Genomic DNA, 23,930 nt, shown 5'->3' with positions numbered 1-23,930 from the left:
AACTTTTTTGTTACCTTGAACATATACTTAATTAACAAAGTCAGTCAATTGAATAACATTCAATTAATTTAAGGTTTTTTATAATTATATTTGGTTGTTTTTTATAATGACCATTGTTTTAGTTATATAGCGAAGGTGATTGCTAAGTAATTGATGGATAATGAATTATATTTAAAAATTAAATTTAACGTTTAATTAACTGGTAAGATGAGGTTGGTAGATTTAACTAATTATTTGTAGGAAGCCATTTTTATTGGGCTGGCGATAAACAACTGTTGAGCTATAAATATTTTTAAAAATATAAAATAAAAATACACCCATTAAATGTTAACTAAATTAACATTTAATGGGTGTATTATAAATTATGTACTACTTATTAGAACCTATACTTTAAAGCATGAAGTAATTTTGTTTTTATAAGTAATTGGTATAAAAAAGAGTGCTAGAAATAGTGTTAAAATTTAATTTTTCCAATAAGTATGTCTTTAAACATTACCCAATCTCCCCACAAACTGTAAAAAGGATGTTTAAAAGTAGCAGGGCGGTTTTTTTCAAAAAAGAAATGCCCGACCCACGCAAACCCATATCCAATAACAGGTAATAGCCACAATAAACTGTAGTGTTGTCTTAATAATGCTATTGCGATTACAGCAAGAACAAGGGTGCTTCCTATAAAATGTAAGCGGCGGCAAGTCACGTTGCGGTGCTCTTTTAAATAATAAGGATAGAAAGCTTTAAAGCTTTTAAACGTGGGGTTTGTACTTTGCATAGTGTGCTCTTTTATTGTTTTTTATTTTAATGAGGGTCGTGCTATTAAAGCGTAAGTTTACATTTGTTTACAGCGATAAATGGCGCTTAACGCATCTAAATAGACAAAAGGGCTAAAAGTTAATAACTTAGGTGCACTATTAATAAATAAGAATGGAACTCGGGATGTTTAAACATACTCTAGCGTGTGCTGTAATTGTAGCGCTTAGCGGCTGTTCAGAGCCAACTAATACGGTAACTCAAGAAGAAGTAAAAGCACCTATGAAGCAAGTTAACGCAGTTATATACCCAGAAACAAAAAAAGGCGATGTAGTAGATACCTACTTTGAAGAAACCGTTAGTGACCCATATCGTTGGCTTGAAGATGATATGAGCGACGAAACTGCTGATTGGGTTAAAACGCAAAACAATTTAACGTTTTCTTATTTAGAACAAATTCCTTATCGCGATAAGTTAAAGCAGCGCCTTGAAAAACTAATGAATTACGAAAAAATAGGCCCTCCTTTTACTGAAGGTGATTACACCTATTTTTATAAAAACGATGGTCTGCAAAATCAATATGTTTTGTACCGCAGTAAAGATGGCGGCGACGTTGAAGTATTTTTAGATCCAAACAAGTTTAGTGAAGATGGTACGACGTCTATGTCGGGTTTATCGTTTTCAAAAGATGGCTCATTACTCGCGTATCAAATATCTGAAGGTGGCAGCGATTGGCGAAAAATTATAGTTATTGATGCACATACTAAAGAGCAAGTTGAAGAAGCGCTTGTTGACGTTAAATTTAGTGGCATAGAGTGGTTAGGCAACGAAGGTTTTTATTATTCAAGTTACGAAAAACCTAAAGGCAGTGAGCTTTCGGCTAAAACAGATCAGCATAAAGCGTATTACCATAAGCTAGGTACTGCACAATCTGCAGATAGTGTTGTATTTGGTGAAACTGATGCGCAAAAACATCGCTATGTAGGCGCTGATGTAACTCATGACGGCCGCTACTTACTTATTTCAGCAAGTACGTCTACTTCAGGCAATAAGCTGTTTATAAAAGACTTAACAAAGCAAAACAGTGAGTTTGTAACGGTTGTGGGAAATACTGATTCAGATACATCAGTTATTGATAACGAAGGCAGCAAGCTGTTTTTAGTTACTAACCTTAATGCACCAAACAAAAAAGTAGTGACGGTTGATGCAAGCAACCCAAGCCCAGAAAATTGGGTTGATTTAATTCCTGAAACCAAAAACGTACTAAACCTTACAAAAGGCGGCGATACCTTTTTTGCCAACTACATGGTTGACGCGATTTCGCAGGTAAAACAGTACAACAAAAAAGGCGAGCTAATTCGCGAAATTACATTGCCAGGCGTGGGTACAGCACGTGGTTTTGGCGGTAAAAAAGATCAAACAACGCTTTATTATTCGTTCACTAACTACAAAACACCAGGTACTACTTATACGTTTGATGTAGCTACGGGTGAATCGGGTGTTTATCGTAAGTCGGCTATTGATTTTAATAGTGATGATTACACGTCTGAGCAGGTGTTTTACACATCAAAAGACGGTACTAAAATACCGATGGTAATTACCTATAAAACAGGCATTAAGCTTGATGGTTCAAACCCTACAATTTTATACGGTTACGGTGGTTTTAATATTAGTTTAACGCCAAGCTTTAGCCCCGTTAATGCAGTATGGCTTGAGCAAGGTGGTGTGTACGCCGTTGCTAATATTCGCGGTGGTGGTGAGTACGGTAAAGACTGGCACAATGCAGGCACTAAATTGCAAAAGCAAAATGTGTTTGACGATTTTATTGCCGCAGCTGAGTACTTAAAAGATAAAAAGTACACGTCTAAAAAGCGTTTAGCACTTCGCGGTGGATCTAATGGTGGTTTGTTAGTTGGCGCAGTGATGACGCAGCGCCCAGACTTATTTCAAGTGGCTCTACCTGCTGTAGGCGTACTTGATATGCTGCGCTACCATACATTTACTGCGGGCGCTGGTTGGGCATACGACTACGGTACCAGTGAGCAAAGCAAAGAAATGTTTGAATACATTAAAGGTTATTCACCACTTCATAATGTAAAAGCAGGTGTTGAGTATCCAGCTACTATGATCACAACTGGCGATCATGATGACCGCGTTGTCCCTTCGCATTCGTTTAAGTTTGCCGCTGAGCTTCAAGCAAAGCAAACGGGTAATAATCCAACGCTTATTCGTATAGAAACCAATGCGGGGCATGGTGCAGGTACTCCAACGAGTAAAACAATTGAGCAGTACGCTGATATATTTGGTTTTACGTTATACAACATGGGCGTAGAGTCGTTATAAAACGTTCCAACTAAATATAAAAACTAAAAAGGCCGAGTAAATTAAATTTACTCGGCCTTTTCAATGTTAGCAGTTAGCAGTTAGCTACTGCATAGGTGAAAACAATCGTTGGTATGTTTTATAAGCGTACTCGTCGGTCATTCCGCTCAAATAATCGCAAATTATACGCATCCCTTGGTTTTGCTTTTGCGCTTCTATGTATTGTGCTTGTGTTGTTTCGGGCAATAAACGCAGCGGATCGCTAGCAAATGCGGTAAATAACTCTATTAGTAAGTTTTGACCTTTGAACTCTATTTGCTGCATTTCGGGGTCGCGTATTAAACGTTGAAACACAAAATGCTTAAGTATTTGCAATACACTGTCGTATTGGGCATCTAATTTAGCGGTGTACTTTAAAATAGGGCATTCAAAGTTATCGTTTTGAATATCCAAATGTATATGAATAATAAAGGTATTAACCAGCTCACCTATGGCATCTTTTCGCTCATAATCATTTTTTGAAAACAAGCGCTGGGTCAGCGATTCAAGTATGGCGTTTAGCCAGTCAAAGTTTAGTGTTTTTAAATGGGGCAGAGCATGAGTTTGCCAATCGTCTAATGTGAGTACGTGGGTTGCAATGGCATCTTCTAAGTCGTGTACGGCGTATGCTATATCGTCGGCATGCTCCATTATGGCGCTGTCGAGCGATTTATACGTTGTTTTAGCGCGGTACTTATCAATAGCAGCATTGTTACCCAGCAACGTTTTATCGTTTTGACTCAGTGGTTCTACTATCCAATTGAATATGGCTGCATCGTCGTTGTATAACCCTTTGGCAGGTCGCCAATCATCTGCTTTTATAAATGCACGACCGGTTGTGGCATCGGGAATGGTATGCCAAAGCGTATTAATAAACGCGGGGTATTTTATAAAACCTAATAAAGTACGACGAGTTAGGTTCATGCCGTGCCCATTACTGTAGGGCTCAAGTTTTGCAACTATGCGCAGTGTTTGTGCGTTACCTTCAAAACCACCGTGATCGCGCATCATGTAATTTAGCGCTATTTCACCACCATGGCCAAAAGGCGGATGGCCAATATCGTGCGCCAAACAGAGTGTTTCGAGCAGTCCAGTTGATGGAAAGTGCGTAAAGTCGCTATGTTGCGCTTTTAAATGGCGCAATATGCCGGTACCAATTTGCGATACTTCTAAAGAGTGGGTAAGGCGAGTGCGGTAAAAGTCGTTTAGGCCAATGCCCATAATTTGGGTTTTAGCTTGCAAACGCCTAAATGCAGCGGCATGAATAATGCGCGAACGATCGACCTGCCACGGCGAGCGGTTATCGTTAGGGCGATGTTTATATTGCTCTATTATTCGGCTTTGCCATTGTTTATCCATACTGCTTACTCACACATAGTTAATATTATTAAACTTTGCTCAGTATACCCATGGACTTATAAATTGCGAATGAACAAATGCACTACATAGGCTCTGTTTTATCTAAAACCCAAATACATTGCTGAAAATTCAACCGTAAAAGGTCATCAAACCCCAGTTATTCGCGTTTATAAAGTGGCTTAGGTATAATGCGCCTTCGTATGCTTGTGTATTAACCATGCATAGTTGTTGTTTCAAAGAGAGAATACATGTTAAAAACGATTTTTAAGCTTTTACTAACCGTGTTTTTTGTATGGGCGCTTGCTTACCCGTTTATACAAAGTGACGATGTTGAGCTAGATGAACAAACGTCAGAACAACCAAAAAAAGTGAAGAAAAAAGAAAAACCATTACATAATGTAAAACTGCCAAAGTTTTCAGAATTTAGTGATGTTAAAGAAAAAAAACATGCATTTTTTAGCTTTATTCGTCCGCACGTTGAAGCCGAAAACAAAAAAATATTACAGCAACGCGCTAAGCTTGAAATAGCACGCATGATGCTACAAAACGAATTACCTTTAGAAAAAAAGCAAAGCAAAGATATTGCAGCAATATTAAAGTCGTACGGCTTACCAACCACCATTGATACGCTAATACTTACGCAAGCACTACGCCGTGTTGATATAATTCCTAAAGAATTAGCGCTTATGCAAGCTGCGAATGAATCTGCGTGGGGCACATCGCGTTTTGCACGTATTGGCCTTAACTTTTTTGGTCAGTGGTGTTACACAAAAGGTTGTGGCATGGTACCAAAACGCCGTAATACTGGAGCGGCACACGAAGTTGCTGCGTTTAAATCGGTAAGAGCTGCTATAAACTCTTACTTTAAAAACATAAATACGCATCCTGCTTATAAAGATTTGCGCGCAATACGTGAAAACTTACGTCTTGAGCAAAAACCAATTTTAGCGACTGAACTTACACATGGTTTAATGTCTTACTCTGAGCGCGGTGAAGCGTATATAGAAGAGCTAAACACGATGATTAGCCAAAATAGAGCCTACTTTGATGAATAAATACATTTTTAATTGCACCAACGCCATTGCGTTAGTGCTGCTGGGCATAAGTGCATTTAATGTTAATGCAAGAGAATTTGTGATGTCGTATGACGGTTTTTATGACCGATTAAAAGTTGTTAACAAAGGCGACTTTCAATATGCGCGAGTTAATTTTTATATAAGTGATATAGCAACTAACGAAGCGTGTGCCATTAAAAGCGGCACTATTTTAACTGAAAGAAACGAGTACCCACTTAACTTTACAGATAAAGCACAATTACTATTACCGTTCGATAAGCAACTTGATACAGATAAAGCTGTTATCGTGGTGCAGCCACAAAATCCAGATCATGATTGCCAATTAAAACTTCAAATAGAAGCAAACGAGCTTGAAGATTTAACGTTTTCAAAGCAGTCGTTATATACCATTAACGAAGAACTTGATGAGCTGTTAACTGATTTATCGGGCTTTTTTGTAAGTAAATTAATGTGGTTTTTATTACCAGAGCAAAAGGGCGTAGCAGTTACATTTAAAAGCCCAATGCAATTTGATGATAAGAGCATAACGTGTGAAAAGTCAGTGTGTTATTTTGCAGTTGAAGATAACTGGGAAGATGATAGCGCAGTGCTTGGCGATATATCGAACGTTATTAAAGTAACACCTTGGATTGTTAAGTAGCTCACATATAAAAAGCGGCATTTAGCCGCTTTTTTGTACCAAAATTAGTATTCGCTTTTAGTTTTTACTTGATAAGTGGTGCAGATGAATCGCGCTGCATTAAAGTAGGTTCAAAAAAGCGATTTATAACAAGGTTTTTATTTTGATAAACATCTTTAAGCACTAATTTAGCAGCCATTTCGCCCATTTTTCCGATCGGATTATCTATGGTCGTGAGTGTAGGGTACAGGTAGTTTGCAAAAATAACGTTATCAAATCCAACAATCGATAAATCGTTTGGTAAATTATAACCGTGCTCTCGAGCATATTTCATAGCACCGGAAGCCATTTCGTCATTGGCGCACACTAGTGCAGTAAAGCTGAGCTTTTCATCAATAAAATGTTTTAAGCCTTTACTACCACCGGTTTCGTTAAAGTCCCCAATGTAATAAAGCGCAGGATCAAATTTAATACCAGCCTCTGTGAGTGCTTGTTTATGACCCTCTAAGCGGTTAAAAGCATCGGCTTTGAACTGCGGACCTGCAATGTACGCTATTTGTGTATGGCCTTGATTTAATATCGATTTAGTGGCCAGGTAGCCACCTAATTGATTATCTAAACTGATACAGTTATCTTTTAATTGCTCTACGTAACGGCTCATTAAATAAACGGGCGTAGAGCCTTTACTTAGTTTTATTAGGTAGTCGTCTGAGACGGCTTCAACGTGCAAAATAATAGCATCGCAGCGTCTGCTAATTAAAAACTCAATGCCTTCTTGTTCTTTGTCTTCTTCACTGTGCCCGGTGGTAATAATAACGTGTTTACCCGCAGCTCGAAGCTCCGACTCAATACCTGCCATCATTTGGGCAAAGAAAGGACCATGTAACTCAGACACTAAAATACCGACACTGTTAGTACAGTTAGAGGCTAAAGATTGCGCTATTGAGTTAGGCTTGTAGCCAAGCTGCTCCATGGCATCAAGCACTTTTTGTTTGGTTTTATCGCTTACACGGGTATTTTTGTTCATCACGCGAGAAACGGTGGCTAACGATACGCCCGCAAGCTCTGAGACTTGATAAATTGTTGCCATGTTATTTGTTCACTCGCTTATCCTTAACTACTTCGGCTAAATAATACCTTAGAGTATATATCTTAACTAGTTGTTAGTTTAGATTGAATATTTTCAACAACCTGATTAGTCAGTGTATATTTTTTCATTATGTAGGCAACAAATAATGAGCCAAAAGCAGGTAGTACAGTGAATGAAAGTAAAATACCGTGTTGGGTATCAAGTGTTTGTACTACATCGGCCTGATAACTGTAAAAAGATAATAACCAGCCTGCAATTGCGCCGCCTACCGCCACGCCCATTTTAATAAAAAATATAACGCCTGAATAAACTAAACCCGTAATGCGTACACCTGTTTTTTCATGCCCATAATCTATGGTGTCGGCCATTTTTGCCCACAACAACGGGGTTGCCATATCTAAAAAGAACTTCCATAAAATAAAGGCAGTAAATGCGAGTACTAATTGATCTTTACTAATAAAGTAGCTAAAACCACAAATAGCGGCAGCAATAACTTGTAAGCTTATATAGGCTTTTATTTTACAAAATCGCTTTGCAAGTGGTTGAGCTAAAGCACACCCTAGCATGCTTGCTGCAACGCCAAGTGTCATAAATAAGGTGATTAAATCGTCTCGACCTAAATAGTATTTTACGTAGTAAACAGCAAGCGTAAGCCTTAATACTTGACCGGTAAGTAAAAAAAACGCAGCTAAGCAAAGTGTTCGCCATTGATCGTTTTTAATTAATGCTTTAACACTTTGGGCAAAAGGAATGTTTTGCTCTTTTGGCTGTTGTATACGCTCTTTTGTGCCTAAAAAACAAAGTAAAAACAGTACAAAGCCTAAAATGCTCATTGCAGTCATGGTGTATTGATAGCCCTTAGCTGCATCGCCTTGGCCAAAGTACTCAACCATTGGCATAGTACAACCCGCTACTATTACGCCGCCTAGCATACCAAATACAAAGCGGTAAGACTGAATAGTCACGCGCTCTTTTACATCTGCTGTAAGTACACCGCCCAGTGCACAATAAGGAATATTGATAGCGGTGTAAGCCACCATAAGAAGTGTGTAAGTAGTAAAGGCGTAAATTATTTTATCGGTGCCTTCTAAATCAGGCGTAGTGAACGCTAAAATACTAATAATGGCAAAAGGAAGCGAAAGCCAAAGTAGGTAGGGGCGAAAGTGCCCCCAGCGCGTATGTGTTTTGTCAGCAAGGTTGCCCATTAATGGGTCGGTTACGGCATCAAAAATACGTACTGCTAAAAACATAGTACCGACAACAGCGGGTGATAAACCCACTACGTCTGTGTAGTACAACATTAAAAACATCATAACTGTTTGAAAAATAATATTACTGGCGGTGTCGCCTAAGCCATACGCTATTTTTTCTTTTACACTGACCATGATTATTTATCCCGCTTTATACTTTTTTAGTTATGGGTATGCTCTTATCTTTTAGAGATGAGTTCTTTATAAGCTAAGCCACTGTTTTTAATAGTGCGTTGCTGGGTTTTATAATCTACATACACAATACCAAAACGTTTTAAATAGCCTTCTGCCCATTCAAAGTTATCCATTAGGCTCCAAGCAAAGTAGCCATGTATAACAACACCTTGTTCAATTGCATTATGAACCGCGTTTAAATGAGTATTATAATAACTTAAACGGTCTAAGTCGTTAACTTCACCATTATTATACGTATCGGGCATTGCTGCACCATTTTCGGTTATATAAATAGGCGGTAAGGTGTATGTTTTATTAAGCGATACAAGCAAGTCAGTGAACGATTGCGGGTAAATTTCCCACCCCATATCAGTTAGCGGGCCCGTAGGTGCAATAGGCTCATAAATGTCAGTAGGGTGCGCTTTATAAACTTGGCGGGTATAAAAGTTAATACCTAAGTAATCAATAGATTGAGAAATTAGTTCCATATCGCCCTCAAGAATCTCAGGCTGATGGTTTAATGGTAATTGATTAATTATATCAGGATATTGGGCATCAATTATTGGTTTGATATACCACTGATTAAGGTAGTCGTCTGCAAATGCAGTGGCTTTTAAGTCTTCATCACTTTGAGTAAGGCTATAACACGGCGTAAAGTTAAGCACTATGCCATTTAATGTATTAGGCGAGTTTTGCTTTAATACGCTCATAGCGAGTCCGTGGGCTAATAATAAATGGTGCGCTGCTTTACGGCCATATTCTTTACCCACTTTACCTGGGGCATGAATACCAATTTCGTAACCTAAAAACGCACTACAAAATGGTTCATTCAATGTGGCATAAGAGTGAACGCGATCGCCAAAGGCTTTAGTAATTAAATTTACGTAATGTTCAAAAGCGTAAGCTGTTTGTCTGTTAAGCCAACCGCCTTCATCTTCAAGGTGTTGCGGTAAATCCCAGTGGTACAAAGTAACAAAGGCTTTAATATTGCGACGTTTTAGCTCATCTAAAATATCAGTATAAAACTTCACGCCTACAGGATTTAACTTTGCGTCTTGGGTCATCACGCGCGGCCATGAAATAGAAAGCCTGTAAGCATCTACGCCAAGGGACTCAATAAGGTCTATATCATCACGCCAAAGGTTATAGTGATCGCACGCGGTATGACCGTCTGAGCTATCGACTATTTTATTGGGCGTATCGCAAAAAGTGTCCCAAATACATGGGAGACGATCTTGTGATCCGCCTTCTATTTGAAAAGAAGCCGTGGCCACACCGTATACAAAGTTTTTAGATAAAAGGGGTGAATGGGGTGGTAGTGATAATTTTGTCATTAATAACAAACCTTTTGTTAGTCATTTACAGAGAAATCAGCTCTGTGTTTTTGCTTAATTAATGCTGTATGCGTGGTACAAAAAATAAAAAGTGTTGAAATATACAGCTTGTTCGTATTTAATTGCATATGAAAGCGCTTACATTTAAGGTTAGTGTTTATTAATTCTTAGGTCAACTCTTTAATGCTTCTTGATGGTTTAAAGACAGCTGAAAACTAAAACAGGGCAGCTTAAGAATAGATTTATAATAATAAAATACGGAGAACACATGGCAAGTTCAGCACCAGTGACAACACACACACAGTCGCAAAACTATCAGGATAAAAATTACAGTTTTGCATTAACTTCTTTAACAACATTGTTTTTTATGTGGGGATTTATAACCTGCTTAAATGATATTTTAATCCCACACTTAAAAGCCGTATTTAACTTAACGTATGTACAAGCCATGTTGGTTCAGTTTTGCTTTTTTGGCGCTTACTTTTTAATGTCACTTCCAAGTGGTTATATAGTTAAAAAGGTGGGCTATAAAAAAGGCATTGTGATTGGATTATTAATTGCAGCAGTCGGGTGTATATTATTTTACCCAGCAGCATCTTTACACAGTTACCCTGTATTTTTATTCGCTTTATTTGTACTTGCCAGCGGCATAACGTTATTGCAAGTATCTGCTAATCCTTACGTAAGTTTGTTGGGCTCACCAAAAACTGCGTCGTCTCGACTTACGCTTACCCAAGCTTTTAATGCATTAGGTACCACTGTTGCGCCATCATTTGGTGCTCTGTTAATTCTAGACTCAGCGTCAGAAGCCTTTTTAACACCGGCTCAAAATGCAGAGTCAGTTCAACTTCCTTACCTCCTTTTAGCTGCAATGCTTATTTTACTAGCCGGTATTTTTGCTTGGCTTAAATTACCAGACATTATGAGCGAGCAAAAAGCAGAAGCCGAAAACTCAGAAGCAATTGAAGGCAGTGCTTGGCAGTATCGCCATCTTGTATTAGGTGCTGTGGGTATATTTATGTATGTAGGCGCCGAAGTGGCAATTGGTAGCTTTTTAGTAAGCTTTTTAGCACAAGAAAATATAGCAGGGCTAAAAGAGAATGTTGCAGCTCATTACATCACTTATTATTTTGGTGGTGCTATGGTTGGGCGTTTTATTGGTGCTGCTGTAATGCAAAAACTACCCGCTGGTAAAGTACTTGGCTTTAACGCAACCATGGCTATTATTTTAGTCATAATTGCCATGAGCACGTCGGGTCAATTAGCAATGTGGTCAATCCTATTGGTTGGTTTATTCAATTCTATTATGTTCCCCACTATTTTTAGTTTAGCGTTAAATGGACTTGGTAAGCATACCGCTCAAGGCTCTGGTATTTTGTGTTTGGCGATTGTAGGTGGTGCAATAGTGCCACTTTTACAAGGTGCACTTGCTGATAGTGTGGGTGTCCAACTTTCGTATGTTTTACCTATTTTATGTTACATATTTATTGTTTTTTACGGCCTACGAGGCAGCAAACCAGTATTAGTGAAGGAGCCATCATAATGAAAACGACTTTTAAACTTAATGCATTAGCAATTGCAACGTTAGTAGGAAGTGTTACTGCACTAAGCGGATGTACTAACGAAAGCAATGTTGAAAAAGTAAATGTTGAAGCGCAATCAGAGCTTGAGAAAATTTGGCCAAAGCTTTCAATTGCAGTGAAAAAAGACCCTGCTATTGAAGCTCAAATTGTCACGTTTTTAGAAAATATGACGCTTGAGCAAAAAGTAGCGCAAATGATTCAACCAGAAATTCGTGATATTACCGTTGAAGACATGCGTAAATATGGTTTTGGCTCTTACCTTAATGGCGGTGGTGCTTTTCCTAATGGCGATAAGCATGCAACGCCAGAGGATTGGGTTGCACTTGCAGAAAAAATGTATCAAGCATCTATTGATGACTCAGTGGATGGCAGCAAAATTCCAACTATGTGGGGCACCGATGCAGTACATGGTCATAATAACGTAATTGGCGCGACACTTTTTCCACATAATATTGGTTTAGGCGCAGCTAATAACCCAGATTTAATAGAGCAAATAGCATCTATTACCGCAGTAGAAGTAATGGCTACGGGAATAGATTGGGTATTTGCACCCACTGTAGCAGTAGTACGAGACGACCGATGGGGCAGAACGTACGAAGGCTATTCTGAGGATCCAAAAATTGTTCACGATTACTCAGCAGCGATTGTAAATGGATTGCAAGGTAAAGCCGATGGCGACTTTTTAAGTGATAAGCGCGTTATTAGCACGGTTAAGCATTTTATTGGCGATGGCGGCACTGTTGATGGGGATGATCAGGGAAATAATATAGACAGCGAGCAATCGCTATTTGATATTCATGCTCAAGGTTACGTAGGTGGTTTGTCGGCGGGTAGTCAATCTGTTATGGCGTCTTTTAATAGCTGGAATGGCGTTAAAAATCACGGCAATAAATACTTACTTACAGATGTATTAAAAACACGTATGGGTTTTGATGGTTTTGTAGTGGGAGATTGGAACGGCCATGGGCAAATTAAAGGCTGTACTAACGAAAGCTGCCCAGAAGCGGTAAATGCTGGCCTTGATATTTTTATGGTGCCAACAGGCGCGTGGAAGCCGCTATATGAAAATACAATTGCACAAGTAAATGCAGGTAAAATAAGTATGAGCCGCATTGATGATGCGGTTGCACGTATTTTGCGCGTAAAGTTACGCGCTGGGTTATTTGATAAACCAAGTCCGGCTAAGCGTCTTTACTCGGGTAAAACAGAGCTTATTGGCGCGCAAGCGCATCGCGAAGTAGCACGCCAAGCTGTGCGCGAATCGCTTGTATTACTTAAAAATAAAAATAACCTATTACCTATCGCAGCTAATCAACGCGTGCTTGTTGCAGGTGATGGTGCCGATAACATAGGTAAACAGTCGGGTGGTTGGAGTATTACGTGGCAGGGAACCAATAACAAAAATGCAGATTTCCCAGGAGCAACGTCAATTTACAAAGGGCTTGAAGAGCAAATATCTGCAGCAGGTGGAAGTGTTACTTTAAGTGCTGATGGTTCATTTGAACAACGTCCTGATGTTGCCATTGTCGTATTTGGTGAGGAACCTTACGCAGAAGGGCACGGCGATAAAGATAACCTTGAATTTGAGCGCGGAAATAAAAAGTCATTAGCACTTTTAAGCTCGCTAAAAGAGCAAGGCATTCCTGTTGTATCTGTGTTTATTTCAGGTCGACCTATGTGGGTGAACAGCGAACTTAACGCATCTGATGCGTTTGTGGCTGCTTGGTTACCAGGTACAGAAGGTGCGGGTATTGCTGATGTGTTATTAAAAGCGGCAGACGGCACCATCCAAAATAACTTTAAAGGTAAGCTATCGTTTTCTTGGCCTAAATCGGCGGTACAAACTGCGGTTAATAAAGGTGATGAAAATTACGATCCATTACTTCCTTATGGTTTTGGTTTAACGTATGGCGATAAAAATGTGCTAGCTGACGACCTTGATGAAGACTCTAAACTTGATAACTCAGGGCTTACGAGTATGGATATACTTGTTGGTGCACCTGTAGCACCATGGCGCTTATTGTTAAAATCGGGCGATGAGCTTTTAGATGTATCGAGTAGTACCCATGAATTTGGTGCAATTAAATACCGTACTGAGGACAAAACAGTACAAGAAGACGCGCGCCAATTTAACTTCAGCGGTGCAGAAAAAGCCAGTGCTGAAATAGTAACAAGCTTTGCAGAAGATACCATTGCCTACGTTGAAGCAAACAGTGTGATTAGCTTTGATATTAAATTAAACGAAGCACTAACGAGCGATGTAGCCCTTGCTATGACTTGTTCTGGTGAGTGTGGTGCAAGCATTGATTTAGCAAACGTCGTGGATAAAACTATTGAAAATAAATGGCAGTCAGTATCAATTGATTTAGGTTGTTTTGCTGATAAGGGTGTTAATTTTGCAAGCCTAACAAGCCCATTTAGCTTACACAGCAATGGTAAAGCATCAATTTCTGTAGCTAATATTCAGTTTGTACCAAATAAAGCGGACGAGGCTACGCTGTCTTGTAAGTAGTTTATTAACTTTATTGTGTGTATACCAAAGCCCTTCTAATGAAGGGCTTTTTTTATGGATAGGTGTTAGCTAGATAAAATATGGTAGTGTAAATATAGTTGTTTTTAATGCGCTTATAAGTCACTTAAAAGCAATTAACTTTTCGTGAGTAAGCTTTTTTCATCAAAGGTTACTACTTTGTCTCGGCCTGTTTCTTTAGCTAAGTAAAGGCGTTTATCGGCATAAGCGAGCAGCTCTTTTATAGTTGCATTCCCATTAATTGCATTGCTTACCCCAGCGCTTACAGAAAGTTTTATATGCTGATTTTCATGATAAAAAGCTTGAGTGCTTATATTCTTTCTTAATAGCTCAGCATCACGTTTTGCTGCACTAAGTGTGTAATCAGGTAGTAAAATGGCAAATTCTTCTCCGCCAATTCTGGCACTAATACCTACATTTAAAAATTGCTCTTTAATAAAGTGAGATATCCACTTAATTGCTTGGTCGCCCGCTTCGTGACCAAACTGATCGTTTACACGTTTAAAAAAGTCAATATCGAGCAAAATAACAGACACATTTTTGTCTATATTTTTAGGATCACTTAGTGCTTCTTTACTTTTTGTAAAAAAGCCACGGCGATTAAGTAATTGGCTTAAAGTATCGGTGTTAGCAAGGCTTGAAAGTGTATGCTCTGTATTAGAAGCCAGCAGGTACGGCAATATTAGTGCGCTACAAGTGGCTAAAATTAAATGACTACTTAAGATAAGTTGCAGTGGCTCTATGTAGTTTGGCGAATTAGTACTAAAAATAGATATTGCCAACAGTGTTGTTTGTATAAGCATTAAAATGCTGTGAATTGAAAAACAAACTATCAGCGCTTTTTTTTGCAAAGTGGCTACAAAGTTCATCTGCTTAATAATATATGCGGAATATAGGTATAAAACCGAAATAATTAAGCTTGTCAGCATTTGCCCTGCGGGGTCTGAATATATGGGTAATAAAGCAACCCCCGTTGTTCCAAGGAGACAATACAGAGGTTTTAAGTTTAGTGCCTTACTGTGCTTATATTTATTTAACCCAATAATAATTAACAATGGACTTAGTAATATAAAAATATCAGCCAAATAGTGGGTAATAAAAGGCGCGTCTATTACTAACTTTAAACAGGCAAGTAACTCGGCAAATGCAAAGGTAATACACGCTAGGCCAAATAATAAAAATGATGTTTGTTTTTTAAAGTTATGTACGGATAAAAAAAACAAGCCTATTAATACGTTAAGAATAAAAGAGAGACTGATCACTGTAGGCAGGTGTAGCATTTAAGATTCTCTTTTATTAAAGATAGGCGTGGTTGGCGTGGAAAACGTGCTGATTATTATGTATTAATGTTTAAAGGTCAATATGGGTAAAAAGTAGTAATTTACCCATGTATCTAATTTGAAAAAGATTTTAACTGAACGAATATTAACGCCCGCTAAACCAAGCTCTCTAAAGCCGATTTTATATCAGGATGATGAAAACGATAATTATGAATTAGTGCCTTTTTAGGGACTACAAATTGCCCCGTTGTTAGTAATTCTGACATTTCACCCATTAATAGTGTAAGTACTTGGGTTGGCATAGTGATAAATGCAGGTCGAGAGAGCGCCTCGCCTAAGCTTTTACTAAATTGAGCATTGCTTACAGGTTTGGGTGCAGTTGCGTTAACAGGGCCTGATATTTCTGGGTGTTTAATAATAAAGAGTATTAGCTGAATCATATCGTCTATGTGTATCCACGACATGCCTTGCTCGCCATTACCAATCGGGCCGCCTAAACACAATTTAAAAGCAGGCAACATTTTTCCAAGTGCACCTCCTTTTTTAGCTAAAACAATACCCGTTCGCAAAAGGCATACTCTGGTTTGTTCTGATTGGGCGAGTAGTGCTGCATTTTCCCAGTCTTTACAGAGCTGGTGGCTAAATTCATCGTGTGGGCTTTCAAAAGTTTCATCAATAGGATTACTATTTTGTCGACCATAAAAACCAATTGCACTGCCAGATATAAAAGTATGCGGAGCAGTACTACAGGCTTTAATAGCTTCACTAATTTGCTGTGTAATATCAATACGACTGTTTCGTATTATTTGCTTTTGTTTGTCGCTCCAGCGTTTATTTACAATCGGCTCGCCAGCGAGATTAATAACGATTTCAACAGTGTTAAAGTCAACATCACTAATGTCACTTACGGCTTTAACTTTGTGGCCTAATAATACGTTTGCTTTAGTCGGATTTCGGCTAAGTACAGTAACAGTATTATGATGAAGTAAAAAAGGGCATAAGTGCTTACCAATTAATCCGGTCGCGCCAGTTATAAATATATGCATTATTCATCCTTACAATAAAATAGAAGCAAGTGATTAAAAAAACATACTCGCTAGCAAACAGCTTTGCAAATTTATACGTAAAACAGGCTTTTATGATCACTTCGTAATTATTTCATTTAATTACCTTTTGCCTTACACTGGGACGATATAGTTAATAAAAGGATTAATAAATTGGCAAGTTTAACTGGAGTAAATAAAAGCTTAATAGTTTTTGCTTCCTTAGTGGTCGTACTCGCGGGGATAAAAGCGGCGAGTGTAATTATTATTCCGTTTATTTTGGCGGCATTTATTGCCATTATTTGTAATCCGCTTATTAAGTTTTTTGCGCGCTACAAAATTCCTAAAAGCATTGCTGTTATGTTGGTCGTGCTGATTATAGTTGGCTTGGGGGTAAGCCTTGGCGGGCTTGTAGGGCAATCTATCAACGATTTTTCTCAGCAGCTTCCTGAGTATAAAACACAACTTAAAGAAGAATTTGTATGGCTGGTCGATTTAGCATCTCAATACAACATACTGATCAATAAAGATCAGTTAATTAATATGTTCGACCCTGGCAAAATGGTTGATGTGGCCACTAATATGCTCACTGGGTTAGGTGGCGTAATGGCAAACATGTTTTTAATTATTTTAACGGTTGTTTTTATGCTGTTTGAAGGGCCAATGCTGAGCAAAAAAATACACATGGCACTTGAAGACCCTGATAGTAAAATGAAGCAAATTGACCGCTTTTTAGAATCTATTAATTCATACTTGGCAATTAAAACGCTAGTAAGTTTAGGGACGGGTATTATTGCTGCGTTTTACTTATGGATTTTAGACGTTGACTACTTTGTGCTTTGGGGCGTGTTGGCATTTATGTTCAATTACATTCCAAATATAGGTTCAATTATTGCGGCTGTACCAGCTGTATTACTTGCCCTTATTACTCAAGGCCCGTTAGTGGCAGGACTTGTTGCTGCAGGATATTTAACAATAAATACGGTAATGGGTAATATTGTAGAGCCTAAATTTTTGGGTAAAGGGCTGGGTCTTTCAACGTTAGTGGTGTTTTTATCATTAATATTTTGGGGCTGGTTATTAGGTACTGTGGGTATGCTTTTATCTGTACCATTAACAATGATTGTAAAAATAGCCCTAGAAGCCAGTGCAGAGGGCAAGTGGGTTGCCACTTTACTGGGCAGTGGTGAAGACGTTACTAAAAATAACTAACATTTATAACCATCAAGGGCTGTAAAATTAAAGCCCTTGATGGTTAAGTTATCAATAAATACAGGGCAATTAATTAACAAACGATTTAATAGCGTCATCCACAGCGTTTATTGCGCCTTCTAAATATCCTGCTTCTTGTTTTGCAAACTCACTCGCTACAAAATGAATATTGAGGTTACTTAATTGCTCTTCCAAGTTTGAAAAATCAAATTCTGGGTGCTGTGAAGGCTGAGTTTGATCGTCTATATTAGCTACAAATTTATCCTCTGCCCAGTCTTTAATAAAGTATCCGGTTGCCTTTTCAGCATCCTTACCATAAAAGTAGCTGAGTTGTTGGGCACAGGCTTGAATTAATTGCTCTTGAGTTACTTGGTTTCGTGATAAGTAGGGGACACCTATAAAGCCAAATAATGCGGCGTAATTACTATCCTCAGCACTGGCATCGTGAATTTCGACCATAGGGCCTACGCGGCTAAAGCATTGCCCAGATAAGTTTTTATCACGCCAAAATGCATGTTCAAAAGTAGCTATAAACTTGGCTTGTCCTGCCATCCATGTAGGTACGCTGCTAAGGCGGTTTATGAGTGTTGGAGTCGCCCATAGTTCAGGTGTTAAATGCGTTGTAACCATACGAGGAGGAATTGCTGAAATTAATTTACCAGTAGTAAAGTGCTTTATATTGCCTAAGTGATTAACAGTAACTTGCCAGCTATTATCGTTCTTTTTAAGCTCAGTGACATTGTGTTCTAATAATATTGAATCAGGATTAAGTTGCTCATATAAGGCAGTTATTAAGGTATTCATGCTGTGTTTGAGTCTAAATAGTTGCATATCTCCAGCACCTGCAATTTGTTGAGGTTGCTTTGAGTTAGGTGCTTGATATAACACATCACCTTTATTGTATTGCTCAAATATACTTAAGTTGAGTGACTTTATTAGCGCTTGAATTTTTGGTTGGTGGGGAAATATCCACGTAGGACCCAAATCAAAACTAACATCGTTTTTTATTGGTGATTGCGCGGCAAAAATTCGGCCACCTAATTTCGATTTAGCTTCTAATAATAAGTACTCTATATTAAGTAGTTGTAATTTATACGCACTGTATAAACCAGCAAGTCCGCCACCTATAATAATTACTGGTTTAGTCATCTGTTTATCCATTAGTTTTTAGCAATCTACTAGTAGGTAGTTTGTTTTGATATGAATAAATTGTCAAGTAGACTAAAGGGAACTAGTAGTGAAACGTAATACCAATCTGCTTATATACGAGGTCTATTTAACGTTAAGAAAATTACGCTAGAACTAGGCAAAAATTTTTGTATCTAGTTGTTCTAAATAAAAAATTTTTAACGACGTTATAGTGCAATTTAATTCGTTAAATTGATCAAAGATTTATGCAGGTTGGTATAACTAGTTTAGTGTGCTTAAGTTACGTCAAAATGGGTGTTTTAGTGATTCTGTAAATTGATTTATAAGCTCAATTTCACACAGTTTATAGCTAATGGCTGCGGTTGTCGCATTAGGAAGTTTTATTAAGTAGCGCCATTGGCAGGCGCTCTCAAGGTACTTTTCATTATTTTTAATGCTGCGCATAAATAACGGCAGCACTTGCGTATTGCCTGTGCTTTCTTGTGATTTAGTTAGCTCATATTTACGCTTTTGTATCCAACTGCCTTGTGCTTGTTTTGCTTTATCAATTTGGCGATCTAGGCATTGAATATATCGCTTAGCTTCATCGGTTGTTGCTTTAGCGGCTAAAGTGCATGCTTCATCTGCAAAGCTGTATTGGCTTGAAGCTAATAACACAATGGCAGTTAGTTTTAATAAATAGTTACTTTTTGTCATTGTAATTAAACTCTAAAATAAATTGAGCGCCGCCTAAGTTATCAGCTTCTGTAATGGTAAGTGTACCGCGATAGGACTTAACCAAGTCAGATACAATTGCCATCCCTACGCCGTGTCCGCTTTCGTATGTATCCAGACGAGTGCCCCGTGTAAGTAGAGATTCACGTTTGTCCTCTGGTACGCCAGGGCCATCATCGCTAATTCCAATACACAAAGTTTTGCTTTGAATAACTTGTATTGCTACTTGTGAGCGACACGCTTTACAGGCGTTATCAATCAGGTTGCCAAGTAATTCCATTAAATCTGTTTGGTCACCTAAAAAGTAATCTTTTTCGGTTACGGTGCAGGTAAAAATAATATCTTTATCACGGTACACTTTTGCCATAGCACTGAGTATTGAATCGAGTACTGGCTTAATAGGTGTTTGTTTTTTCCAGGTGTCTGATGCACCGGTTGCAGCACGCTTTAATTGGTGCTCGATCATCACATTTATGCGGTCGAGTTGTTCTTGTGCATCGGCATCGTTTGCCAATGGACTTGATTTAAGTACCGCAAGCGGTGTTTTAAGTGCATGAGCAAGGTCGCTTAATGAAGCTCTGTAGCGCTCTTTTTGGCGCTGTTGCGACTCAAGTAGCAAGTTCAGGTCTGCTTTTATTGTTTGCAGTTCTACAGGGTAGAGGCCTTTAATTTCTTGAATATCACCCGATTCAATTGCTTTTATTTCTTTATCGAGTCGTTGGAGTGGGCGAGCGCTCCAAATAAAACCAATCGCCATCAAGCCTGCAATTGCAATGCCCATTATAAACATCCAATCTACAAGGGTTTGCTTAAAACCATCCATTAAACGAAGTAGAGCGTCATTACGTTTAACTAATATAAAGCGAGCTTGTTCTGATTGATCTATGTTATTTAAAATTACAGTCAGGCTAAGTTGCCAGTACGCGGTGTTATTATACTCCACGCGCCTGAAATCGGCAGCACCGGCTTTGGTTTCTATTTGTTGAGGAACATAGTTTAAGTTTACAGCCGATTCTGAGTTCCAAACAGGATCATCATCGCGGTAAATCATAGCGTAGGTATCTGAATTTAATCTGTTTAACTCAGGCGCTAATATAGTGCTGGGCATAATAATACCATGCTCAGTAAAGTCGACTTCAGATATTAGCGAGTAAAGCTGTGCTTCGAGAGTTTTTTCAGTCGCATCAACAAGTGAAGCGTAATACGCTTTGCCAATTGAATAAAATAAGATAGGGAGCGCGACTAATAAAACAAAGACAAGGATAAATCCTTGCCTTATTTTTAACGATATTTGCGGTATTACCACTGGCTTTTAAGCCTGTAACCACGCCCACGTAGTGTCTCTACTGGGTTTAGCACACCATCAGGGTCAAGCTTTTTACGCAAACGTAGTACAAATACTTCAATTACGTTTGAATCAAGATCGAAATCTTGGTCGTAAATATGCTCAGTAAGTTCTGATTTAGAAATTACTTTTTGCGGATTTACCATTAAGTATTCAAGTACTTTATATTCGTAAGCTGTAAGGCTAAGCTCTTTATCATCAACCCATACTTGTTGTGAACGTGTATGAATTTTAATTGGGCCCGCAGTCATTTCTGGATTTGCTTTACCAGCACTGCGACGAATTAATGCATTACAACGTGCAATAAGTTCTTCAACATGAAATGGTTTGGTAAGATAGTCATCAGCACCTGCATCTAAACCTTCTACTTTATCCTGCCAGCGATCGCGCGCTGTTAAGATTAAAATAGGAATAGTAATGCCTTGTGCTCGTGCTTTATTGATTAGCTCAATACCGTCTATTTTAGGTAAACCTAAATCAACTACGGCCATATCAAGCGGGTATTCTGTAATGTGGAAAAGACCTGCTTCACCATCGTGACATAAATCCACGCTGTAACGTTCTTTTTCTAAAGCATTACGTAGGTTATCTGCTAAATGTAAATCGTCTTCAATAACTAAAATTCGCATTTGTTAATCCTTTTTCACTTCGCCGGTTTTTTTATTTATATGTAAATCAACGACGTGGCCGTCAGATTTGAGTATTCGTACGGTATAAAAATCTGTTTTTTCGGTAATTTTTAAGGTCTTACCGCCTATTGTTTTCTTTGCAAGTATTACGGCTTTCTTTTTGTCCACCTCAGCATGAGATGCTTGGGTGGCCGTCGCTGCTTGAGCAAAGTTAGCTAAGCTAACACAAGCAATAAAACCGAGGCTTAATAATACGCGCATAATGGAAAACTCCTAGACCAGACCCACTTAGTTTAATTAACTAAGTTACTAAAATTCAAGTAAAAACGCTAAATTCGCTTTTATCTCAGTAATTTTAATTAAAATCTTGTGAACAAACCCTGAATTACAGTGCAACGCACGCTCTTAGGGTTTAATACACTTTTAAGCAGGGAACACTTTTTTGAAAGGTTTAACAACTGTATTTTCATAGATGCCAGCGGCAACGTAAGGGTCAGCTGCTGCCCATTCTCGAGCGGCTTCAATTGACTCAAACTCAGCTACAACTAATGAACCGGTAAAACCTGCTTCTTGAGGATCTTCACTATCGACTGCCGGAAACGGACCTGCGGTAAGTAAACGATTTTGAGAATCAAGCTCACTAAGGCGCGCTAAATGTGCAGGGCGCGCTGCTTTTCTGAGCTCTAAGCTATTTTCAACGTCTGTTGAATGAATCATGTACAACATAAGTAATCTCATAAAAATTGTTAAATTTGATTAACGCAATACTACCACAGCGTTGAAAATTGGTGAATTAAAAGCGTATTTACACAGGTTTACACATCGATTTTATTTTTACACTGTAATTGCTTGAAAATCTCTGTGTAACACTGGTAGAGTCGCTGAAATATACAAAATAATAAAAAGGTTTCAAGCATGAGCGAAAATAGAGAACGATTTAGTTCCCGTCTCGGATTCATATTAGCGGCGGCAGGTTCGGCTGTTGGTATTGGTAATTTAGTTGGCTTTCCGGTTTCTGCTACTAAAAATGGCGGCGGCGCATTTTTATTAATTTACGCTTTATTTGTCGTATTCATTTGTTTACCAGTCATGATGGCTGAAATGGCAATGGGTCGTAACGCTCAAAAAGATCCACTTGGTTCGTATAAGCTATTATCTAATAACGATAAAAAATGGAAGTTTGCAGGCTTTTTAGCCGTGCTTACGCCATTTATGATTGCTGTATTTTATATGGTAATTACGGTGTGGATTTTTGGCTATTTAACGCAAACAGGCCTAGGTAATTTAGATTTATTAGCAGATCCCGGCCACTTTGGTGTTTTTATTAATAGTTACACTGTGTTTGGTTATATGGCCGTTGTGGTTATTATGGTCAACTTAATTTTATTAGGCGGTGTTAAGCAGGGCATAGAAAAAGCCGCTAAGTTTTTAATGCCCGCCTTATTGGTTATGCTGCTTGCCCTCGTTATTTATGTATTAACGCTTGATAACGCAATGGCCGGTGTTAAATACTATATTATTCCTGATTTTTCTAAAATGAATGCAAGTGTCTTAAATGGCGCATTAAGCCAAGCGTTTTTCTCGCTATCTTTGGGCATGGGCATCCTAATGACTTACGCGTCGTATATTTCTAAAAAGGATGACATTGTCAGTAGCGCTAAAATGGTTGCTATTACTGACTCACTCGTTGCGTTTGTAGCTGGTTTAATGGTGCTACCGGCTATATTTAGTTTTGATCCAAATACAGACCCTGCGGCACTTTCTGACTCGTCTGTATCGATGATTTTTGTATACCTACCTAAAATATTATTAGCACTGCAAAATGATATTGGCTATGTAGGTGCATCTATTGTTGCATTCTCGTTCTTCTTATTAGTATTTTTTGCAGCAATTACCTCACTTGTTTCAATAGTAGAAGTCCCGACTGCAACCCTAAGTGACCGTAAAGGTATTAGCCGTAAAAAAGCATTGGGCATCCTTACACTTTCAACCGGCGTACTTACTATTTTATGTACAATGTCGTTTGGTATGATTGACAGCCTTACTTCGTTCACCAGTTATGGCGGCGTTAATAAGAGCTTTTTTGATATTATTGTTGATGTATTTTACGACACAATTTTACCGCTTAATGGCTTAATGGTGTGTTTGTTTGTAATGTACCGCTGGAAAAAAGCACGCTTAACACAAGAGCTAAGCTTAGGTTCGCCTAATTATGCGGGAAGCTTGATGGAAAAGTACGTTAACTTTTCACTTTCAACGTTTATTCCTGTCATTCTAGCTGTGATATTTATAAATACAGTGGCGACTAAGTTTTTCCACTTAAAAATATTTGGCTTTTAAATAGACCTCTTTAAAAGCTTATTGAATAATATAATGCCGCTCAGCTAAGCTCAGCGGCATTTTTTATGAGCGTTTTTTTTCAGGTATCTGGTAAC

At 38.4% G+C, this 23,930-nt stretch carries 20 protein-coding genes; 7 read left to right on the top strand and 13 right to left on the bottom strand.

Annotation, left to right across the window (positions count from 1 at the left end; genetic code table 11):
* Nucleotides 1-454: 454 nt before the first annotated feature.
* Entirely contained in the window at nt 455-769 is a 315-nt protein-coding gene (locus FFU37_RS08250; RefSeq protein WP_138489234.1) for an Mpo1-like protein, read from the bottom strand.
* A 164-nt stretch (nt 770-933) separates the two neighbouring features.
* Here FFU37_RS08250 and FFU37_RS08245 point away from each other — a divergent pair, with 164 nt between their 5' ends.
* Nucleotides 934-3,090, top strand: a complete 2,157-nt coding sequence (locus tag FFU37_RS08245) for a prolyl oligopeptidase family serine peptidase (RefSeq protein ID WP_138489233.1) — start codon at nt 934-936, stop codon at nt 3,088-3,090.
* Between the two features lie 84 nt (nt 3,091-3,174).
* Here the strand turns inward: FFU37_RS08245 and FFU37_RS08240 are convergent, their stop codons facing one another.
* Nucleotides 3,175-4,467, bottom strand: a complete 1,293-nt coding sequence (locus FFU37_RS08240) for an anti-phage deoxyguanosine triphosphatase (protein WP_138489232.1) — start codon at nt 4,465-4,467, stop codon at nt 3,175-3,177.
* Between the two features lie 248 nt (nt 4,468-4,715).
* Here FFU37_RS08240 and FFU37_RS08235 point away from each other — a divergent pair, with 248 nt between their 5' ends.
* Both FFU37_RS08235 and FFU37_RS08230 read left to right on the top strand, forming a co-directional pair.
* On the top strand, nt 4,716-5,522 hold the full coding sequence (locus tag FFU37_RS08235) for a glucosaminidase domain-containing protein (RefSeq protein WP_039488203.1): 807 nt from the start codon (nt 4,716-4,718) through the stop codon (nt 5,520-5,522).
* Nucleotides 5,515-6,183, top strand: coding sequence for a DUF2987 domain-containing protein (locus tag FFU37_RS08230; RefSeq protein ID WP_175413895.1), 669 nt, complete (start codon nt 5,515-5,517; stop codon nt 6,181-6,183). The genes FFU37_RS08235 and FFU37_RS08230 overlap by 8 nt, the downstream gene beginning before the upstream one ends.
* Before the next feature lie 64 nt (nt 6,184-6,247).
* Here FFU37_RS08230 and FFU37_RS08225 read toward each other — a convergent pair whose 3' ends face one another.
* The 3 genes from FFU37_RS08225 to FFU37_RS08215 form a co-directional block, all read right to left on the bottom strand.
* Nucleotides 6,248-7,252, bottom strand: coding sequence for a LacI family DNA-binding transcriptional regulator (locus tag FFU37_RS08225; RefSeq protein ID WP_002959786.1), 1,005 nt, complete (start codon nt 7,250-7,252; stop codon nt 6,248-6,250).
* A gap of 62 nt (nt 7,253-7,314) precedes the next feature.
* A complete protein-coding gene (locus FFU37_RS08220; protein WP_138489231.1) occupies nt 7,315-8,637 on the bottom strand; it encodes a glycoside-pentoside-hexuronide (GPH):cation symporter in 1,323 nt (440 codons plus the stop codon).
* Nucleotides 8,638-8,681: 44 nt separating this feature from the next.
* Nucleotides 8,682-10,010: a GH1 family beta-glucosidase gene (locus FFU37_RS08215; RefSeq protein ID WP_138489230.1), complete on the bottom strand. Its 1,329-nt coding sequence runs from the start codon at nt 10,008-10,010 to the stop codon at nt 8,682-8,684.
* A gap of 268 nt (nt 10,011-10,278) precedes the next feature.
* On the opposite strand from FFU37_RS08215, the gene FFU37_RS08210 reads away from it, so the two are divergent.
* Nucleotides 10,279-11,553, top strand: a complete 1,275-nt coding sequence (locus FFU37_RS08210) for a sugar MFS transporter (protein WP_138489229.1) — start codon at nt 10,279-10,281, stop codon at nt 11,551-11,553.
* Complete coding sequence (locus FFU37_RS08205) at nt 11,553-14,105, top strand: glycoside hydrolase family 3 protein (RefSeq protein ID WP_138489228.1); 2,553 nt, start codon at nt 11,553-11,555, stop codon at nt 14,103-14,105. Before FFU37_RS08210 ends, FFU37_RS08205 begins: the two co-directional genes overlap by 1 nt.
* A 134-nt stretch (nt 14,106-14,239) precedes the next feature.
* On the opposite strand, the gene FFU37_RS08200 is transcribed toward FFU37_RS08205, so the two are convergent.
* Together FFU37_RS08200 and FFU37_RS08195 are read right to left on the bottom strand one after the other, a co-directional pair.
* Nucleotides 14,240-15,403: a GGDEF domain-containing protein gene (locus tag FFU37_RS08200; protein WP_138489227.1), complete on the bottom strand. Its 1,164-nt coding sequence runs from the start codon at nt 15,401-15,403 to the stop codon at nt 14,240-14,242.
* A gap of 155 nt (nt 15,404-15,558) precedes the next feature.
* Nucleotides 15,559-16,449 carry a TIGR01777 family oxidoreductase gene (locus FFU37_RS08195; RefSeq protein WP_138489226.1) on the bottom strand — a complete coding sequence of 297 codons (891 nt, stop codon included), beginning with the start codon at nt 16,447-16,449 and terminating at the stop codon, nt 15,559-15,561.
* Between the two features lie 171 nt (nt 16,450-16,620).
* Here FFU37_RS08195 and FFU37_RS08190 point away from each other — a divergent pair, with 171 nt between their 5' ends.
* Nucleotides 16,621-17,658, top strand: coding sequence for an AI-2E family transporter (locus FFU37_RS08190; protein ID WP_002959797.1), 1,038 nt, complete (start codon nt 16,621-16,623; stop codon nt 17,656-17,658).
* Between the two features lie 69 nt (nt 17,659-17,727).
* Here FFU37_RS08190 and FFU37_RS08185 read toward each other — a convergent pair whose 3' ends face one another.
* The 6 genes from FFU37_RS08185 to FFU37_RS08160 all read right to left on the bottom strand — a co-directional run bounded on the left by FFU37_RS08185 (nt 17,728) and on the right by FFU37_RS08160 (nt 22,221).
* Nucleotides 17,728-18,807 carry a flavin monoamine oxidase family protein gene (locus tag FFU37_RS08185; protein ID WP_138489225.1) on the bottom strand — a complete coding sequence of 360 codons (1,080 nt, stop codon included), beginning with the start codon at nt 18,805-18,807 and terminating at the stop codon, nt 17,728-17,730.
* A gap of 285 nt (nt 18,808-19,092) precedes the next feature.
* On the bottom strand, nt 19,093-19,503 hold the full coding sequence (locus FFU37_RS08180; protein WP_138489224.1) for a hypothetical protein: 411 nt from the start codon (nt 19,501-19,503) through the stop codon (nt 19,093-19,095).
* Complete coding sequence (locus FFU37_RS08175) at nt 19,490-20,827, bottom strand: ATP-binding protein (RefSeq protein ID WP_002959804.1); 1,338 nt, start codon at nt 20,825-20,827, stop codon at nt 19,490-19,492. Before FFU37_RS08175 ends, FFU37_RS08180 begins: the two co-directional genes overlap by 14 nt.
* Entirely contained in the window at nt 20,821-21,495 is a 675-nt protein-coding gene (locus FFU37_RS08170) for a response regulator transcription factor (RefSeq protein WP_002959806.1), read from the bottom strand. Before FFU37_RS08170 ends, FFU37_RS08175 begins: the two co-directional genes overlap by 7 nt.
* A 3-nt stretch (nt 21,496-21,498) precedes the next feature.
* A complete protein-coding gene (locus FFU37_RS08165) occupies nt 21,499-21,756 on the bottom strand; it encodes a PepSY domain-containing protein (protein WP_002959808.1) in 258 nt (85 codons plus the stop codon).
* A gap of 162 nt (nt 21,757-21,918) precedes the next feature.
* Nucleotides 21,919-22,221, bottom strand: coding sequence for a YciI family protein (locus FFU37_RS08160; protein ID WP_039488129.1), 303 nt, complete (start codon nt 22,219-22,221; stop codon nt 21,919-21,921).
* 189 nt (nt 22,222-22,410) lie between these two features.
* Between FFU37_RS08160 and FFU37_RS08155 the strand changes: the two genes are divergently transcribed.
* Nucleotides 22,411-23,835, top strand: coding sequence for a sodium-dependent transporter (locus FFU37_RS08155; RefSeq protein WP_138489223.1), 1,425 nt, complete (start codon nt 22,411-22,413; stop codon nt 23,833-23,835).
* Nucleotides 23,836-23,930: the final 95 nt, after the last annotated feature.

Origin of the sequence: Pseudoalteromonas distincta (assembly GCF_005877035.1) — a bacterium.
Taxonomy (GTDB): Bacteria; Pseudomonadota; Gammaproteobacteria; order Enterobacterales; family Alteromonadaceae; genus Pseudoalteromonas; species Pseudoalteromonas distincta.
Note: the sequence above shows the minus strand (reverse complement) of the source record. Positions and strands in the feature narration are given on the sequence as shown.